This is a genomic window from Rhodococcus sp. DMU1, assembly GCF_012272955.1.
Lineage (GTDB): Bacteria > Actinomycetota > Actinomycetes > Mycobacteriales > Mycobacteriaceae > Rhodococcus > Rhodococcus aetherivorans.
In genome coordinates, this window is record NZ_CP050952.1 from 4855890 (window position 1) to 4872813 (window position 16924).

Annotated in this window: 16 protein-coding genes and 1 tRNA gene; 2 read left to right on the forward strand and 15 right to left on the reverse strand. The window is 70.3% G+C overall.

All coding sequences use genetic code 11. The features are described 5' to 3' along the window. Window positions 1-35: 35 nt before the first annotated feature. From HFP48_RS22065 to HFP48_RS22090, 6 genes are all read right to left on the reverse strand, one after another. Entirely contained in the window at window positions 36-1580 is a 1545-nt protein-coding gene (locus tag HFP48_RS22065; RefSeq protein WP_168580049.1) for an ABC transporter substrate-binding protein, read from the reverse strand. A gap of 146 nt (window positions 1581-1726) precedes the next feature. Further along, the gene (locus HFP48_RS22070) at window positions 1727-2602 is read right to left on the reverse strand and encodes an alpha/beta hydrolase (RefSeq protein WP_168580050.1); all 876 of its coding nucleotides are present in this window, start codon (window positions 2600-2602) and stop codon (window positions 1727-1729) included. Window positions 2603-2624: 22 nt separating this feature from the next. Continuing rightward, window positions 2625-3062 (reverse strand): PPOX class F420-dependent oxidoreductase, encoded by a 438-nt coding sequence (locus HFP48_RS22075; protein ID WP_006947587.1) that lies wholly within the window; start codon window positions 3060-3062, stop codon window positions 2625-2627. Window positions 3063-3066: 4 nt separating this feature from the next. Then, complete coding sequence (locus tag HFP48_RS22080) at window positions 3067-4104, reverse strand: patatin-like phospholipase family protein (protein ID WP_043798453.1); 1038 nt, start codon at window positions 4102-4104, stop codon at window positions 3067-3069. A 293-nt stretch (window positions 4105-4397) separates the two neighbouring features. Further along, window positions 4398-4988: a dCTP deaminase gene (gene dcd / locus HFP48_RS22085; protein WP_006947585.1), complete on the reverse strand. Its 591-nt coding sequence runs from the start codon at window positions 4986-4988 to the stop codon at window positions 4398-4400. A gap of 87 nt (window positions 4989-5075) precedes the next feature. After that, complete coding sequence (locus HFP48_RS22090; protein WP_006947584.1) at window positions 5076-5693, reverse strand: TetR/AcrR family transcriptional regulator; 618 nt, start codon at window positions 5691-5693, stop codon at window positions 5076-5078. 90 nt (window positions 5694-5783) lie between these two features. Here HFP48_RS22090 and HFP48_RS22095 point away from each other — a divergent pair, with 90 nt between their 5' ends. After that, a complete protein-coding gene (locus HFP48_RS22095) occupies window positions 5784-6605 on the forward strand; it encodes an oxygenase MpaB family protein (RefSeq protein ID WP_168580051.1) in 822 nt (273 codons plus the stop codon). Here HFP48_RS22095 and HFP48_RS22100 read toward each other — a convergent pair. Beyond that, the gene (locus HFP48_RS22100; RefSeq protein WP_168580052.1) at window positions 6556-7839 is read right to left on the reverse strand and encodes an alpha/beta hydrolase; all 1284 of its coding nucleotides are present in this window, start codon (window positions 7837-7839) and stop codon (window positions 6556-6558) included. The genes HFP48_RS22095 and HFP48_RS22100 overlap by 50 nt on opposite strands. Window positions 7840-8060: 221 nt before the next feature. On the opposite strand from HFP48_RS22100, the gene HFP48_RS22105 reads away from it, so the two are divergent. Beyond that, a tRNA-Gly gene (locus HFP48_RS22105) sits at window positions 8061-8131 on the forward strand. A 73-nt stretch (window positions 8132-8204) separates the two neighbouring features. On the opposite strand, the gene HFP48_RS22110 is transcribed toward HFP48_RS22105, so the two are convergent. From HFP48_RS22110 to HFP48_RS22145, 8 genes are all read right to left on the reverse strand, one after another. Beyond that, on the reverse strand, window positions 8205-9401 hold the full coding sequence (locus HFP48_RS22110; protein ID WP_210432777.1) for a putative sulfate exporter family transporter: 1197 nt from the start codon (window positions 9399-9401) through the stop codon (window positions 8205-8207). Window positions 9402-9715: 314 nt separating this feature from the next. After that, window positions 9716-10750 (reverse strand): AraC family transcriptional regulator, encoded by a 1035-nt coding sequence (locus tag HFP48_RS22115; protein WP_168580053.1) that lies wholly within the window; start codon window positions 10748-10750, stop codon window positions 9716-9718. A gap of 224 nt (window positions 10751-10974) precedes the next feature. Continuing rightward, window positions 10975-11796, reverse strand: a complete 822-nt coding sequence (gene phaZ / locus HFP48_RS22120) for a poly(3-hydroxyalkanoate) depolymerase (protein WP_168580054.1) — start codon at window positions 11794-11796, stop codon at window positions 10975-10977. Beyond that, window positions 11793-12245 (reverse strand): MaoC family dehydratase, encoded by a 453-nt coding sequence (locus tag HFP48_RS22125; RefSeq protein WP_168580055.1) that lies wholly within the window; start codon window positions 12243-12245, stop codon window positions 11793-11795. Before HFP48_RS22125 ends, phaZ begins: the two co-directional genes overlap by 4 nt. Window positions 12246-12272: 27 nt before the next feature. Next, on the reverse strand, window positions 12273-13979 hold the full coding sequence (locus HFP48_RS22130; RefSeq protein WP_065922124.1) for an alpha/beta fold hydrolase: 1707 nt from the start codon (window positions 13977-13979) through the stop codon (window positions 12273-12275). Next, window positions 13976-15493: a long-chain fatty acid--CoA ligase gene (locus HFP48_RS22135; RefSeq protein ID WP_029545810.1), complete on the reverse strand. Its 1518-nt coding sequence runs from the start codon at window positions 15491-15493 to the stop codon at window positions 13976-13978. The genes HFP48_RS22130 and HFP48_RS22135 overlap by 4 nt, the downstream gene beginning before the upstream one ends. Next, window positions 15490-15717, reverse strand: coding sequence for a hypothetical protein (locus tag HFP48_RS22140; RefSeq protein ID WP_006937055.1), 228 nt, complete (start codon window positions 15715-15717; stop codon window positions 15490-15492). Before HFP48_RS22140 ends, HFP48_RS22135 begins: the two co-directional genes overlap by 4 nt. Continuing rightward, complete coding sequence (locus HFP48_RS22145; protein ID WP_006937057.1) at window positions 15714-16859, reverse strand: acyl-CoA dehydrogenase family protein; 1146 nt, start codon at window positions 16857-16859, stop codon at window positions 15714-15716. The genes HFP48_RS22140 and HFP48_RS22145 overlap by 4 nt, the downstream gene beginning before the upstream one ends. Window positions 16860-16924 lie beyond the last annotated feature (65 nt).

Here is a 16924-nt window from a genome sequence, read left to right on the forward strand (position 1 = left end):
TCAGATTCCTCGGGGGGTTCGGGTCGTCGAGGGGTTCACGGGGCGGCGACGCCGACGCCGCGCCACTCGTCGACGAGCAGGGTGGGTTCGTAGCCCACGACCTGATCGGTCAGGGTGGAGCCGAGCTCGAAGAACACCAGCGGGATCGCGAGCGCGTTGTCGCTGACCAGCTTCGACACGTTGCCGAGCTTGCCGGCGCGCGCCTGCGGATCGGACTCGCGGTTGGCCGCATCCAGGGCCTCCTGGAATCCGGGGGCCGTGCTGCGGGACGGGTTCTGCGGCGACTCCGCCCCGTACAGCGAGGAGAACAGCAGGGCGGGATCGGACCGGCCGGTGAAGGTGGTGACGACGGCGTCGGCGTCCCCGCGGTTGAACGTCGGGGAGGCTTCGGACGGCGGCATCGGCTTCAACTGCATGTCGATGCCGACCTCGGCGAGCTGTTGCTGCACGATCTGGGCCACCTGCACGTTCTCGGGCAGGTTGAGCAGGATCGCAGTGAAGGAGAACCCGTTCGGCAGTCCCGCCTGTGCCAGGAGCTCCCGCGCCCTGTCGGGGTCGTACGGGTAGGCTCCGGCCAGGTCGGGCTCGTAGGCGAAGTAGTCCTTCGGGAAGTTCTGCGTCGCGGCCTCGGCGTGGCCCTCCATCGCGGTGTCGGCGATGGACTGCCGGTCGATCGCGTACGCCAGCGCCTGCCGCACCTCCAGCTTGCCGAACTCCCCGCGCGACCGGTTGAGGTTGACGGCCATGTGGTCGAGCCGCAGCGCCGCCTCGACCCGAAGGCCCTGCTGCTCGGCGGCATCGATGGTCAGTGGCGTGGTGATGGCGGCGTCCAGGTCTCCGGAGGACACGGCGTTGAGCCGGGCCTGCGGATCGGTCATCACGGTCCACACCACGCTGTCGGTGCGGACCGCGTCGGGATCCCAGTAGCCGGGCCGCGCGGCGAACTCGTACTCGGCGCCCGGCTGCGCGCGGGTGACCGTGTAGCGGCCGGCACCGGCCGGGGTGAGCGCCAGCGCGGCGTTCTTCTCCGGGGTTCCGAATGCGTCGGGGTCGACGATCATCCCGGCCAGGTCGGACAGCGCGAGGACGAGCTGGGCGCCGGGCCGGTCCAGCGCGAGCACGACGGTGCGATCGTCGGGGGTCGTGATGCCGGTGACCCCGGCGAGCATCGGTGCGGTCACCGAGTCCGGTTCGAGGGCGCGGTTCAGGTTGGCCCGGACGGCGGCCGCGTCCACGGGGGAACCGTCGGCGAAGCTCACCCCCTCGCGCAGATGCAGGGTGAGGGACTCGTCCGTCAGCTCCCACGATTCGGCCAGGCCGGGGACGGGTTGCGCGTCGACGTCGCGGTGCACGAGCCGGTCGTAGACCAGGTTGAGCATCGTGGCGTCACTGGTAATCTTGGTCTTGTGCGGGTCGAAGGAGGACGCGCCGAAGACCGTCGCGTAGCGCAGGGGGATCGTCGGGTCGGTGACACCCGAGTGCTCGGACACCCCGGAGCCGCACGCGGCCACCAGCACCGCGCACGTCCCGAGGGCGGCCGTCCACCGCCGGATGGAAAACCTGCCCGTTGCGACCGGCATCTCGCCCCTTCCTCGAAGCGCTCGCGCGCACAGTCGATTTCAGGACGGACGTCGATGCGCACGGCCTGTTACCGACCGAACGTAGGGGCTTGTGACATGCCGCACATCGCCGTTCCCACTGAACGAGACCGTGCGGGAACAGGTGGTCAGCCGAGCGCGCCGAGAAGGGTGGAATTCACCTCCGCGGCCGGGACCATGGGCATCGTGTGGTGCGTTGCTCCCTCGACGATCACCGGCCGCAGCCGCGAGCTCGTCGCTGCGACCGCGGCCGCCACCCGCGCGCTGTCGTGGATCTTGCTGCCGGCCGCGAGAATCACCGTCGTGTCGACCGCGAGCCCGGCGAGGGTGGGACGTGCGGGTCGTTTCGGGACGACCAGCTTCGCCGTCGGGAAGTGCTCGGCGCCCTGGGCGGCGAGGTTCGGCCAGTCCGCGTCGAGGGGCCGGCCGCCGGTCTCCCACGCGAGGAAGCTGCGCTGGCGGTGGTCGCTCGGCCGGAGCAGCAGGGGGATCGCGCGGGCGAGGTACTGTGCGCGCATCCTGGCGAAGCACGAATTCGGATCGAGCAACACCATGTTCGAGATCCGCTCGGGGCGTTCGAGCGCGTAGGCGAGCGCGATCATCGCCCCGTACGAGTGGCCGGCCAGCCGGAACGAGGACAGGCCGAGCGTCGCCGCGATGCCGTCGAGCCACGACAGCAGATCGTCCACGCTGCGCATCGGCTTTCCGTGCGCGACACTCCGTCCCACGTCACCGATCGGATCCACCGCCAGGACCCGGTACCGGGTGGCGAGCGCGGCGGCGTTGGCGAACCACACCGTCGACGTCGCTCCCCCTCCGGGCAGCAGGAGGACCGGCGGCGCGTTCTCGCGGCCGCAGACGTTGATATGCGTTGTGCCGAATTCCGATTCGACCGTCACTGCGCCGACGGCCGCCGGCCACTTCGCGAGCACGGCATCGTAGGCGCGGAGGAACTGCCTCCCCGCAGTGGTGGCTGCGAATTCTGTTGTCGACGCACGCGGCATCGCCTTCCCCCCTTCGTCCGGATCAGCCGGTCGGTCCGGCCATCCCGTAGAACCGTTCGACCCGCATCGTCAGCACGAGCCGGCGGTCGGCGACCATCGCGTCCCGGAACTCGTCCCAGTCCGGGTGTTCGCCCTGCACCGCCCGATACAGGGCGACGAGTTCCTCGACGGTGTCGTCGTGCGGGTCCTTCGCGACGGGCGACAGTTCGGCGGTGCCCTCCGCGACCGCGTACGCCCAGCCGTCGGCGGCGCTGACATACAGGCTCACGCGCGGGTCGCGGCGCATGTTCGCGGTCTTGGCCCGCCCGTCGGTGATGGAGACCGAGAACGTCCGGGCGCCGGGGTCGTAGTGGTACACGATGTTGGAGAGCTGCGGCCGCCCGTCCCGCTTCAGCGTGACGAGGGCGCCGATCTTCGTTGCAGCGAAGAGTGATTCGATCCTGTCTGCGGGCGCCGTCATGGGATCACCATCTCTTTCCGTGGGAACGGTAGCGCTTGACGTACTCCACCCAGTTCCAGGTCGACAGGAACCCCTGCGCCGCCTCGTACCCCTTGGCGAACTGTGCCTCGATCTCGGACTTGTCGAGGTGGAAGTCGAGGACCCCCACCTCGGTCGAGTCGACCCGGATCGTGCGGGCGCTGACCCACGGCTGGTTGAGGTGGGCCTGGTCGCGGCCGACGAGCACGGTGGTGACGATGCCCTCGATCAGCTCCGGGGAGTCGCCGAGGGCCGAGAACGGACGCAGCAGCCGCAGCGGTGGGAGGACCTTGTCGTTGTCGGCGGGCAGGTTCGGCAGCACGGTGACGCCGAAGGTGGGCCAGCGGGGTTGCTCGGTGTCGATCCGGTCGAGCGAGTCGATCGGGAAGTTCGACAGCAGCCCGCCGTCGACCAGTGTCGACGTCAACCCGGACGTGGCGGTGAGCGTCGCGGGCCGGAAATAGAACGGGATCGACATGGACGCGCGCACCGCGTCGGCCACCGACTGCTCGTCGGGATCGAGGCCGTAGACCGACCGGTAGTCCCACGGCAGCCGGACCAGCAGGCCCCGCGTGATGTCCGTGACGGTGACCACCAGCCGGTACCGTCGCTCCTCCGGGATGTCGTCGTCCTCCATCCGCAGATCCCCGAAGGTGCTGACGCCCAGGTCCTTCAGCGTGTCCCGGATCCAGGCGTGCGCGTAGTCGCCCTGGTAGATCCCCGACCCCCGAAGCACCCCGAATGCGGGACCCAGCAGGGGAATCCGTTCGACGGGCCCCGGGTCGAGGAACTTGCGGTACCTGATCCCGAAGACGGCGTCGCGCATCTGCTCGCCCGTCCATCCGGCCTTCGATCCGGCCGCGACGATGGCGCCGACCACCGCCCCCGCGGACGTGCCCGACACCCGGTTGAGCCGGTATCCGGCGTCGGCCAGAGCCACGACGGCACCGGCGAGGCCGATGCCCTTCACCCCGCCGCCGGCGAGGACGAGGTCGGCGACGTCCGGATGCGGGGCTGCGGTCATCGCACACCCCCGAGGCCGCGTCCGCCGCCCGGGACGATCCGTTCGCACCCGTACATGGCCGCCTCCTCCTGCACCGCAGTGCCGCATCGACGAACTGTTCGCGGGACGGACGCACCCGGCTCCCCTGTCCCGTTCACACTATGCCGGGCACCGTGCGAACGCTGGCAGGAAATCGCGGTCCGGACTGTGAAGTGGCGGCTGAACGGGAGGATCTCGTGTCGAGGGGGCGCCTGTTGCGGCGAACGGCGAGAGGCCAGCGCAGCAACCGCCCCTTCGACGCGACAACCGCCCGGTCAGCTCGGGCGGGCGTCGGGGTGTTCGCGCACGAAGTTGAGATACGCCTTCGACGGCGTCGGGCCGCGCTGGCCCTGGTACTTCGACCCGACGGCGGCGCTGCCGTAGGGGTGCTCGGCCGGGCTGGTCAGCCGGAACAGGCACAACTGCCCGATCTTCATCCCCGGCCACAGCGTGATCGGCAGGTTGGCGACGTTGGAGAGCTCGAGGGTGATGTGCCCGCTGAAGCCCGGGTCGATGAACCCGGCCGTGGAGTGGGTGAGCAGCCCGAGGCGGCCGAGCGACGACTTGCCCTCGAGCCGGCCGGCGAGGTCGTCGGGCAGGCTGCACGTCTCCATCGTCGAGCCGAGTACGAACTCGCCCGGGTGCAGCACGAACGGCTCCCCGGGCGGGGCCTGCACCAGCGAGGTGAGCTCGTCCTGGCGCTGCGCGGGGTCGATGTGCGTGTAGCGGGTGTTGTTGAAGACGCGGAACAGGCTGTCGAGCCGTACGTCCACGCTCGACGGCTGCACCATCGCCGCATCGAAGGGGTCGATGCCGAGACGCCCGGAGGCGACCTCGGCGCGGATGTCGCGATCGGAGAGCAGCACGAGGTAGAGGCTAACAACTCGCACCGGGCGACTCCGAGAGCGCTCGAGGTTGTCAGCCGCGCCGGATGTCCGTCGCCGCCGGTCGCGTCAGCGGGCCTGCGACGACATCGTGAGCAGAAAATCGGTGCAGGCCTCGATCACCTCGTCCTGGCTCAGCGGGCTGTCGCCCTCGAGCCACGCCGTGAGCACCTGTGCGAGGCCGCCGACGACGAAGTGCGCCGCGAGGTCGAGCCGGGGCGTCGAGCTCACCTCGAAGAAGTCCACCGCCTGCGCCGTCACCAGCCCGGCGAACATGCGCGACGACTCGAGTCGCCGGCTCACCAGCTGGGGGTTGGCCTGGCTGACGGAGAAGATCAGCCGGCCCATGCGCGGGTCCTCGGCGACCTCGCGGACGATGTTCTCCACGCCGGCCCGGACCACCGACCGTTCGTCGCGCGGTGCCTCCGTGACCGCGCGCAGGGTGCTCTCGGCGATCCGCTGGATCACGTGGTCGTACACGGCGACGGTGAGTTCGTCGCGGTCGGGGAAGTTTTCGTAGAAGTAGCGTGAGGCCAGGCCGGTGCGCTTGCACACGCCGCGGACGGACAGGGTGTGATCGCCGTCGGGTCCGCCGAGGATGTCGAGCCCGGCCTCGATGAGCTGCGCCCGCCGTTCCGCCTGCCGCTGTTCTCCCCCGCGTCCCCCGTAGAGCCGTCCTGTCACCATCCGTCCATCTTCTCAGGAGAGCTCTTTACCCCGATCATATATGTGACTACAGTCGTGTTCACATATAGGACGGACGAAGGGATCGACCTCGTGACCACCCTCGAGAAGCCCGCCGAGTTCGACGACGTCATGGACGGCCTCGGCCTCATGGCCGGCGCGGCGAACGTCATCATGCAGCTGTCCCACCCCGGCGTCGGCTACGGCGTCGTCGAGAGCCGTGTCGCCTCCGGCCGGCTGTTCGACCATCCGATCAAACGCACCCGCACCACCCTCACCTACCTGGCGGTCGCGGCCACCGGCACCGACGAGGAGAAGCAACTCTTTCGGCGCGCCGTCAACACCGCCCACCGCCACGTCCGCTCCACCGAGGCGAGCCCGGTCGAATACAACGCCTTCGACCCCGAACTGCAGCTGTGGGTGGCCGCGTGCATCTACCGCGGCTTCGAGGACGTGCACCACGCGCTCTACGGACCGATCCCGGCCGAGGCCGTCGAGTGGTACTACCGCAAGGGCGCCACCTTCGGCACCACCCTGCAGGTCGAGCCCGACATGTGGCCGATCGACCGCGAGGCGTTCGAGGAGTACTGGAACGACGCGCTCGCCAAGGTCGACATCGACGACGTCGTGCGCGACCACCTCTACGCCATCGCCGCCATGCGGTTCCTGCCCCGCCCGGTGTCGCTGCTGTTCGGCCGGCTCAACCTGTTCCTCACCACCGGCTTCCTGCCCCCGATGTTCCGCGACCGGATGCGGCTGCCGTGGAGCCCGCGCGACCAGCGCCGCTTCGACCGGCTCATGCGCACCCTCGGGGCGGTCAACTCGCGGCTCCCGGTGGCGCTGCGCGAAGCCCCCTACCGGCTGCTCATGGCCGATCTGCGCCGGCGGATCCGGACGGGCCGTCCGCTGGTCTAGGCCCTCCGGGGCCGGTGCGCAGCCACATCAGCAGCTGCCGGTAGACCTCGTCGTCGTTGAGCAGCGTCAGATGGTGCGCCGGCGCCCGGTGCATGCCGTCCTCCATGCGGAAGCCGATGCGCCGGGTCCGGCCGTGCCCCGACGCGCTCGGCACCAGGACGAGTCCGTCCCCGAGCAACCGCCCCAGCGGATGAGCCGGGCTGCGCGTCAGGGTCGCCGACACGAAGCAGTGCATCGCCCCGTCCAGCAGGGGCACCTCCCGGCACACGGCGCGGCGCAGGTCGTCGATGCCGCGACCGGACCAGTCCTCGTCCACCACGGCGCCCTGGTTCAGGTCGCGGATGCCGGCGCTGCGCCGTCGCAGCAGCGTCCCGAACGGCCGCAGCTCCGGGACCGCGACGAGCGCGGCGCTCGCGTAGTGCACCGCCTGCTCGAGCGGCGCCCCCAGATGCGGGGATCCGAGCGAAACGACATGGCGCACACGATGAGTCCACGCAGCATCGGTCTCGGTGCCGTAGAAGCAGGCGCTGCGCGCGACGAGCCCACCCATGGAATGGCCGATCAACGCGAGCTGCTCGACCTTGCGCGGCCACGCCCGCACGAGCGCGTCGAGCAGCGCCGACAGCTCCCGACCGTTCGCGGAGATGCGCCGGCCCGTGTTGTAGCGGACGAACACGGACGTGCAGCCGAGATCGTCGACGAGTCGTTCGCCGTAGGTACGACGGCCGCCGAACCGCCACGTCGTCTCGGTCTCCATCAGACCGTGGACGAACACCACCACGCGGCCCGTCGCGGGCGGGAACGCGCGGGCGAGGCCCTCGGTCGTGAGCGGCACGGCCCGGCTGTCCACCCGCACCGACATCGGCGGCGCCAGCGGTGAGCCCTCGGCCTCGAGGACGTCGCCGATGAGGCCCTCGACCGCGGCGATCGCCATCGCCCCGCGGACGCTCTCCGACGGCAACCGGTCGCCGGTGGACTCCGCGAGCCCAAGCGCGGCCAGCTTCCCCGTCGCCGCGGCGGCACCCCTGATCGCGGAATAGACCCCGTCGGCGATCGCGTCGTGCGCGGCCTTCACCGCGAGCGCCGGCGTCCCGACGCCCAGTGCGACCGCCCCGAACACCCGGTCGGAGATGCTGCGGTGCATCGCCTGCACGCCCCCGGTCGCCGCGCCCACCTCGTCCAGCAGCAGCCGAGCCAGCTCGGACGCCTCGGACCGCTCCCCCGTGGCCTTCATGCTCCCAGTGTGGGGGTGCGACGCGCCGCTGTCGCGGCGGGTGCGAGCGGGAGGTTCCGGCGACGAGGGGGTGGTTCCGGAGGCCTCCACTCGGCGTTTGCCGCAACAACCTCCCCCTCGAAACGGAACGCTCCGGGGTGGATGTGACGGCGTCCGCGCGGAGTCTGCTACAGTGTGCGACGAGCGTGGACGGAGCCGAGAAATCGGCAAAAGCCCAGCGTGCCGATGTAGTTCAATGGTAGAACATCAGCTTCCCAAGCTGAATACGCGGGTTCGATTCCCGTCATCGGCTCTCCCGAAGGCCCCGGCCGGCGCATCGCGCAGCCGGGGCCTTCGTCGTCGGCGGGTCGGCGCCCACATACCGGCTAGCCGACCAGCAGCACCCCGGTGAGCGCGGTCGCGGCGACGATGATCGTCGAGGCGGCGGCGAGAGCGAAGGGCCGCCACCCGACACCGCGCAACACGGACAGCCGGACCCCGGTGCCGAGCGCGAACATCGCGGCGGTGAGCAGCGCGGTCTGGGTCAGTCGCGCGGCGTCGAGCCACCCCGGTCCGAGAACACCGGTGGCCCGCAGCGCCACGCAGGCGAGGAATCCGACCAGGAACAGCGGCACCAAGGGCGGTCGCCGCGTCTGCGTGGGCGTGGCGGTGCGGCGTCGTGACGCCACCCCGATCCACGCGACCACCGGCGCCAGCAGCGCCACCCGGGCCAGCTTGACCGTCACTGCAATGGCCAGGGCACCGCCGCCCACCGCCGCGGCCGACGACCCCGCGTCGAGCGCGCCGCCGGCCGCGACCACCTGCGCCACCTCGTGAATCGCCGCGCCGGCCCACATTCCCGCCTGGGTCGAGTCCAGACCCAGGGCGGCCGCAGCCGCGGGAAGAGCCGGAATCATCACGGTGCCGAAGACGACGACCAGCGCGATGGTGGTCACCAGTTCCCGCTTACGTGCGTTCACCACGCCGTCGGCCGCGGCCGCGGCCGCGGCACCGCAGATCGAGAAACTGCACGCGATCAGGAGCCGTTGCGTCCAGCCGATCCCGAGCAACTTTCCGAGCGCCATCGACCCGGCGATGCCCAGGCCGACCACGGCAGTGACCACCGCGAGCGTCCCCCACCCCAGTGCCAGCACGTTCGGCAGCAGCAGTTGCAGACCCAGCAGCGCGACTCCGATACGGAGCAGCCGCCGCGATGCGACGGTCACACCCGGTTCGAAGACCGCCGGCAGCGTTCCCAGATTCGCGACCACCGCGCCGAGCAGGATCGCGATCAGCAGAGGGCTGATCCCACCCAACAGGCGCGCCGCGACAACTGCCACCGCCGCCGCGGCGGCAGACAACACCAATCCGGGCAGCGATGCACGCGCCCGTTCGAGCGCAACCTTCCCGTTGAGCCGGGTGCCGCGGCCGCCGCTGCGCCCGTCTCCGCCTCGGCCGCCCGACTCCGCCTGGCCGGTCCCCACCCCCGCAGCCGGCCGCGTATCCGCTCCGCCCGACGTGTCGTGGTCGGGATCTCTGCGGTCGGACTCCGCGGCCGCGGTAGCATCCAGCACGCTGCACACTCTCCTTCTTCGTCATGTCGGCCCGGGCATCCCGGCCCGGTCGAGGTATTCGACCTGGGGTCGGGTCCGTCAGGCTCGGTGGGTGACCGAGATCTGTTCCATGTCGGTGCATTACGGACACTTCGCGGTGACCGGCTCGCCGGGATCAACGTCGCCGCGATCGAGCGGGCCACGGTCACCGACCCGGCCGGGAATCTCCCTGCAGGGCCTGAATTGCGACGCACCTCACGGTATCCGGATTCGGCACGGCATACTGTCCCTATCGGGACACGGTGTATTCGATATGGGACACCGCGTTCGCGCGGATGCCGGTGTCATACCAGCGCGTTCCCGGCCCGCACGGCGGTGTCCGTCCGGTGTTGAGCGCGCCAATTCCTTGGGCTGCAGTCGAATTCGTTGCTGAACCAGCGGGAGAAGTTGCTTGCCGAGGAGAAGCCGAGCAGATCGGCGACCTCGGTGAGCGAGTAACGACGGCCGGCGACGAGGTGTTCGGCCAGGTCCACGCGGGTGGCGGTGAGCACCGCGGTGTAGTTCTGCCCCGCCTCGGCGAGATGGCGGTGTACGGTGCGCCGGTCGACCCCGAGGCTGCGGGCGACCTGCTCGACCGAGCATCGCCCGGTGGGCAGCAGCAGTTCGATCAGCTCGCGGACCCGGGTGACAGGCGTCACCTCGGGCCGGGTGTCGATGGTGTCGAGGAATTGGCGCGCATACGGGCCGATCGAGGGACCCGACATGGCGTTGGGAGCGTCGAGATCGCTTGTGTAGAGTACGATTCCGGAGAATTCCTGGTCGAACTTGACCATCGGGCCGAACGCCTCGAGGTGAGCGCTAGTGTCCTCGGGGGCGAAATGGGTGAAGCAGACCGCCAGGGGTTGCCAGCGGCCGCCGCGGAAATCGCGTAACAGCCCGTGCAGTACCCCCATCGCCAGTTCCGTGGCCTGCCGGGTGTCGGCGGGTTCGCCCAGCTCGAGCCCCACCCGGATCGTCGCCACGTCCTCTGCCTCGACCAACCGCAGCCGCAAAGCCTCGTTGTACATGTGCTGATAGCGCATCAGGAACTTCAGCGCGCTGCGGACGTCGGGTTCCTCCCGGATGACCAGGCTCACCGGGCCGAGGCTGGCAAAGCGCCGACGCTCGACGAGCCGCAGCGCGAAGTCGGGGCAGCGGGTCGCGGCGGCCGAGCGTTCCAGCAGGCGGGCGATCGCGACGGCGGGGATCCACCGGTCCGGCAGCCCCAACCCGGCGGGATCGAGCCCGACGCTGCGCAGCAGTGGCGTCGGATCCGTGCCCAGCGACGCGCACAGGTCGGCGTACCCTGTGATCGCGGCGTAGCGGGCCAACGGCTTCATGTCCGGCCCCACCTCTCGCCCCGGAGAGAACACCTATGTCACCCCAAGATACGCTCGATCGGGCGGTGAGACACGCCCCGGATGGCGCCGATCGAAATCGCCGCCGGGGACACCGATGATCACGTGCACCGTGTCGCACCGACGGCTGTTCGGCAGCGCGGGGACGGTCCCCCGCGCGGGCGGCGGCCGCGAGTGCGTGCGTCGGCGGTCGTTGGTGATTGTCATCATCGTTGTTCGGGTTCGTGGAGGAAGGCGTCGATCACCGGGGCGAGTCTGCCGGCGTTGGTGATCGGTTCGATATGTCCGCCGTTGTGCAGGTACAGGGTGGCGTGGGGTAGCAGTCGGTGCAGGATGTGGGCGTTGACGATCGGAACGATGGGGTCGTCGGTGCCGGCGACGATCAGGGTGGGTTGGCGGATGAGGGGAAGCATCGGCAGGCTGGTCCACACGGCGCCGGCGAGCAGCTGGTGCAGGTAACCGATCGTCGATCCGGCGTGGGTCTGAGTGTCGAAGAGGGCGGCGATGTCGCTGCCCTGGTTTCTCGCGGTGCCGCCGTAGATCTGGCCGGCGATCGCTGCGGTGTGATCGGGGTCGGTGAACCGGCGACCGGTGAGCATCTTGGCGAGCACCCGGGGATGTCCGGGCACCATGAGCGCCCCGGTGGCGGTGGCGACGAGCACGAGTCGCCGGCACCGGCGCGGGTTCTGGAAGGCGAACTGCTGGGCCAGCGCGCCGCCCCAGGACAGGCCGAGTACGTCCACCATGCCGATACCGAGCCGGTCGAGGACCCGTCCCAGCAGCCGCGCGAGGTAGCCGAACCCGTAGGGCGCGAACGAGGTCCGCGACCCGCCGGCGCCGGGGACGTCGAACCGGACGATCGTGGTGGCCGGGTCGAGGGCGGCGACGAACGGGTCGAGCACCTCGAGCCCGGCGCCGATCCCGTTGCACAGCACCAGCGGCACCCCCGACCCGCGCCGGATGTGGACCCGGATGCGTTGCCGGCCCACGGTGAGGGTGCGCTGCGTGGTGCGAGCGTCTCCGGTCATCGGTAGACGACGACGACCTCGGCGACGCACACCGGCCGCGTCCCGCCCCGGATCTCGTAGGTGAGGGTGAACACGGCCTCGATGCCGGCGGGTTTCTCCACTGCGGCGGTGAGGGTGATGGTGGCGCGCAGTTCGGCTCCGACCGGGACCGGCGCGGGGAATCGGACCTTGTTCACCCCGTAGTTCACTGCCATCCCGAGGTGGTCGATGGCGAGTACCTCGGCGAGCACGATCGGCGTCAGCGACAGGGTGAGGTAGCCGTGCGCGATGGTGGTGCCGAACGGTCCGGCCACCGCCCGGTCGGGGTCGGTGTGGATCCACTGGTGGTCGCCGGTGGCGTCGGCGAACCGGTTCACCTGCTCCTGGGTGATCTCGCGCCAGTCGGTGCGGCCGAGTTCGTGCCCGACCAGGTCGAGCAGTGCTTTCGGGTTGTCGAGTGTGGTGGTCATGATGTCGCTTCCTGAGGTCGTGGTGGGTCAGATGTGGTGTACGTAGGTGCCGGGTGCGGGGTCGAGCGGGGAGTGGCCGGCGCCGCCGAGCGTGGTGGGTGCGGCGACGGTGGCGCCGCTGCGCGCGGCGAGCCAGGTGGTGTAGTCCGGCCACCAGGAGTCGCGGGTGACCGTCGCGCGGTCGAACCATTGCTCCGGGGTGTCCGCGTCGACGGGCCCGACCCGGAAGGACGCCTTGGGGTTTCCGGGTGGGTTGACCAGCGCGGCGACGTGCCCGCTGGTGGAGAGCACGAACCGGGTGTCGGCGCCGCCGAGCAGGGCGGCGCTGCGGTGGCAGGACTGCCATGGCGAGATGTGGTCGGCGATGCCGCCGATCACGTACGCGTCGGCGGTGACCGCTCCGAGGTCGATCGGGGTGCCCAACAGGTCGATCGTGCCGGGGGTGGCCAGCGCGTTGGTAGCGCCGATGCGGACCAGGTCGCGGTGCAGGCCGGCGGTCATGCGAGTGGTGTCGGCGTTCCAATGCAGCACGTCGAACGGCGCGGGCGGGCGGCCCTGCAGGTAGTTGTTGACCCAGTAGCGCCACACCAGGTCGGTCGGGCGCAGCCAGGCGAACACCTCGGCCAGCTCGTCCCCGTCCAGGAAGCCCCTGGACTGCGAGCGTTCGATCGCGGTCTCGGCGGTGCGTGCGTCGAGGGCGGCGGCGGCGAACCCGGCCTGGGCCTGGTCGAGCACGGTCACCGCCAGGGTGAGCCCGGCAACCCGGTCGCCGTGGCCGGTGGCAGCCAGGTACGCGGCGGTCGTCGCGGCCAGGATCCCGCCCGAGCAGCTGCCCTGCAGATGCGTGCGGTCGGTGCCGGTGATCCCCTGGACGGCGTCCATCGCCTCGAGGATCGCGCCGCCGTAGGTGTCGAGGTCCCAGTCCCGATGCTCGGCGTGGGGGTTTCGCCAGGAGATGGCGAACACCTGCTGGCCCTGGGCGACGAAGTACTCGATCATGCTGCGACCGGGGGCGATGTCGGTGATGTAATACTTGTTGATCACCGGCGGCACCATCAGCAGCGGCACCTCGCGCACGGTCGCGGATTGCGGGGCGTACTGGATCAGCTCGAACACCGGGGTGCGCAACACCACTGCCCCGGGTGTGACCGCGACGGTCTCGCCGAGGGTGTAGGCGCCGTCTTCGATCATCGCCGGCACCCGCGGCTTGGTGGCCATGTCGCGGGCGAACGCGCGCGCCCCGCGCAGCACGGACAGGCCGCCGGTGTCGATGAGCGCCTTCCACCCGAGCGGGTTGAGCAGCGGATTGTTGCTCGGCGCGAGGCCCTCGACGAGGTTGTCGAGCACGAACCGCATCCGTTCGGTGTCGCGCCAGTCCAAGCCCGCGTCCGCGAGCAGGGCATAGGCGGTGTCGGCGGTGGCGAGGTAGGCCTGCATGCTGCGGTGCAACCAGGGGTTGTTCTGCCACGCCGGGTCGGCGAATCGTTTGTCGCCCTTGCCGGGTGCGCGGTCGGCGCGGCCGGCGGCGACCGCAGCGAGTTCCTTGGCCAGGTTTCCGCCGCGGTGCGCGAGCGTGCCCGGGCGGGTGGCCAGCCCGCCCGCGAGCCGGGCCCAGGATCGGTTGGGCAGCATCCGGCCGGCCACGCCGCGGGCCGAGCCGGCCAGCAGCAGGTCCAGCGGCGCGGCGAGCTCGTCGGGGCGGTGTGCCGGCTTGGTGGTGGTGGTGGTGGTCATGGTCGGTTGCTGCTTTCGAAGGTCGGGATGGTGATGTCGCGGCGCAGGATCTTGCCGGTCGGCCCCTGCGGCAGGGTGTCGAGGATCCAGATGTGGCGCGGATACTTGTAGGCGGCGACCCGCTGTTTGACGAATGCGACGATCTCGGCGGGGTCGGCGCTCGCGCCGGGCTTGAGCGTGACCGCGGCGCCGATCTCCTCGCCGAGGCTGGCGTGCGGGATGCCGACCACCGCGGCCTCCGCCACGGCAGGGTGCTCGTAGACGACCTCCTCGACCTCGCGGGGGTAGACGTTGAACCCGCCGCGGATGATCAGGTCCTTCTTGCGGTCCACGATGTAGAAGTAGCCGTCGGTGTCGATGCGGCCGATGTCGCCGGTGGCGAACCAGCCGGCCGCGTCGATCGCGGCCGCGGTCGCCTCGGGCAGGTTCCAGTAGCCCTTCATCACGTTCGGTCCCGCGATCTGGATCTCGCCGGGCTGGTCAGCCGGAACCTCGGCACCGGTGCCGTCCACGACGCGCATCCGCACGCCCTCGATCGGGGTGCCGATCGAGCCGGTCTTACGGACGCGGTTCGGGTGGTTGAACGAGGCGACCGGGGAGGTTTCCGACAGCCCGTAGCCTTCCAGGATCACCGCGTCGAAGGTCCGCTCGAAGTCGGTGAGCACTGCCACCGGCAGCGACGCGCCGCCCGAGACGCACACTCGCAGGCTCGCCGTCGCCGCCGCGTCGAGTTCCCCGGCGACACCGAGCATCGCGGCGTACATGGTCGGCACGCCCTCGAACACGGTGACCCGGTCGCGGGCGATCACCTCGAGCGCGACTCGCGGGTCGAACCGCGGCACCAGTGTCAGCGTGGCACCCACGAGGACCGAGGCGTTGAGCCCACAGGTGAGCCCGAAGACGTGGAACAGCGGCAGTGCGCCCATCACGACGTCGTCGGGTCCGATCTGGATCAGGGTGCGAGCGGTCACCTCTGCGTTGCCGGCCAGGCCGGCGTGGGTGAGTTCGGCGCCCTTGGGCTTGCCGGTGGTGCCCGAAGTGTGCAGGATCACCGCGGTGTCCTCACCCGCCCGCGCCACCGGCGCGGCCTGCGTCGGCAGGTCGGCGGTCAGCCGGGCGAGGTCGTCGTCGTCGACCAGCCACAACCGGGCGTCGGCCGCGTCGGACGCGGCGCGGGCCTGCTCGGCGAACACCGGGGTCGCGAACAGCGCCGACGCGGCGGTGTTGGTCAGGAAGAACTCGATCTCGCGGGCCTTCAGCAGCGGGTTCATCGGCACCGCGATCGCGCCGCGCCGCAGGATGCCGTAGAACACGATCGCGAACGCCGCGGTGTTGGGCAGCATCACCGCGACCCGGTCACCGGGTGCGATCCCGGCCCGCTCGAGCAGGGTTGCCACCCGCGCCGCGGCCGCGTCGAACTCGGCGAACGAGAGCGTGTCCTCGCCGCACCGCAACGCGGTCTTGCCGGGGTAGTTGCGCGCTGACACAACGAGATTGGTACTGAGATTGGTCATGCTGTGGTTCTCCGGTGTGGTTCGAGAAAGGGGTCGTGGTCGGTGGTCGTCTCCGAACCGGCGTGGGGCCGAAGGGGCACGCACAGCGCCGGAGCCCAGCGAATGGAGCCGAGCACCCCGGTCAGCCACGCGATGCGGGCGGCGGCGTCGGACCGGGTGCGCGTCAGCCGGGCGAGCCACTCGGTGGGTTCGCTCGCGTGGGTGGCCGGCGCGGTGATGCTCACAGTCCGAGGTCCCGTCCGATGATCTCCTTCATGATCTCGTTGGACCCGGCCCAGATCTTGGTCACCCGTGCGTCCTTCCACGCCCGCGCGACCCGGTATTCGTTCATGAACCCGTAGCCGCCGTGCAGCTGGACGCAACTGTCGAGGATCTGGTTCTGCACCTGCGAGCTCCACCACTTGGCCTTCGCGGCGTCCACCGCGGTGAGCCGCCCCTCGGTGTGTGCCTGCACGCACCGATCGACGAACGCCTGCGCCACCTCGAGCGTGGTGACCAGTTCGGCGAAGAGGAACTTGTTGTACTGGAACGAGCCGATCGCCTGGCCGAACGCCTTGCGCGCCCGGGCATAGTCGAGGGTCTCGGCCAGGATCGCCTCGGCGTGCGCGAGATTCGACACCGCCGCGCAGATCCGTTCCTGCGGCAGCATTCGCATCATGTGCGCGAACCCGCCGTCGACCTCGCCGATCACGTTCGCCGCCGGGACCCGGACGTCGGTGAAGAACAACTCGGCGGTGTCGGACTCGGGTTGGCCGACCTTGTCCAGCTTGCGGCCCCGTTCGAAGCCCGCCGTGCCGGTCTCGACCGCGAACAGGGTGATGCCCTTGGCCTTCTTCTCCGGACTGGTCTTCGCCGCCACGATCACCAGGTCGGCGTGGTAACCGTTGGTGATGAACGTCTTGGACCCGTTGAGGATCCAGTCCTCCCCGTCGCGTCGGGCGGTGGTCTTCAATCCGGCCAGGTCCGAGCCCGCGGCCGGTTCGGTCATCGCGATCGCGGCGACCAGTTCACCGGTGCAGAACCCCGGCAGCCACCGCTGCTTCTGCTCCTCGGTGGTCAGCTCCACCAGATACGGCGCCACGATGTCGTAGTGGATGCCGAAACTCGACGCGATCGCGGCACTCACCCGCGAGAGTTCCTCCCCCACAACCGCGTTGAACCGGTAGTCTCCCGCCGCGCTGCCACCGTACTGTTCGGGTACCTCCAGACCGAGCAGGCCGAGCTTGCCCGCCTCGATCCAGATCTCGCGGTCGATGAACCGCTGCTCGATGATCCGCTCGTGCTCCGGAATCAGGTGGCGCTGCGTGAAGTCACGCACCGTGTCACGAAAGGCGAGGTGGTCGGCGGTATAGATGGTCCTGGTCATCGATCTTCCTGAGGGGTGGCGACGGGTGTTTTCGAGCACGTCGGGCAGGTGGCCGCCTCGGCCGG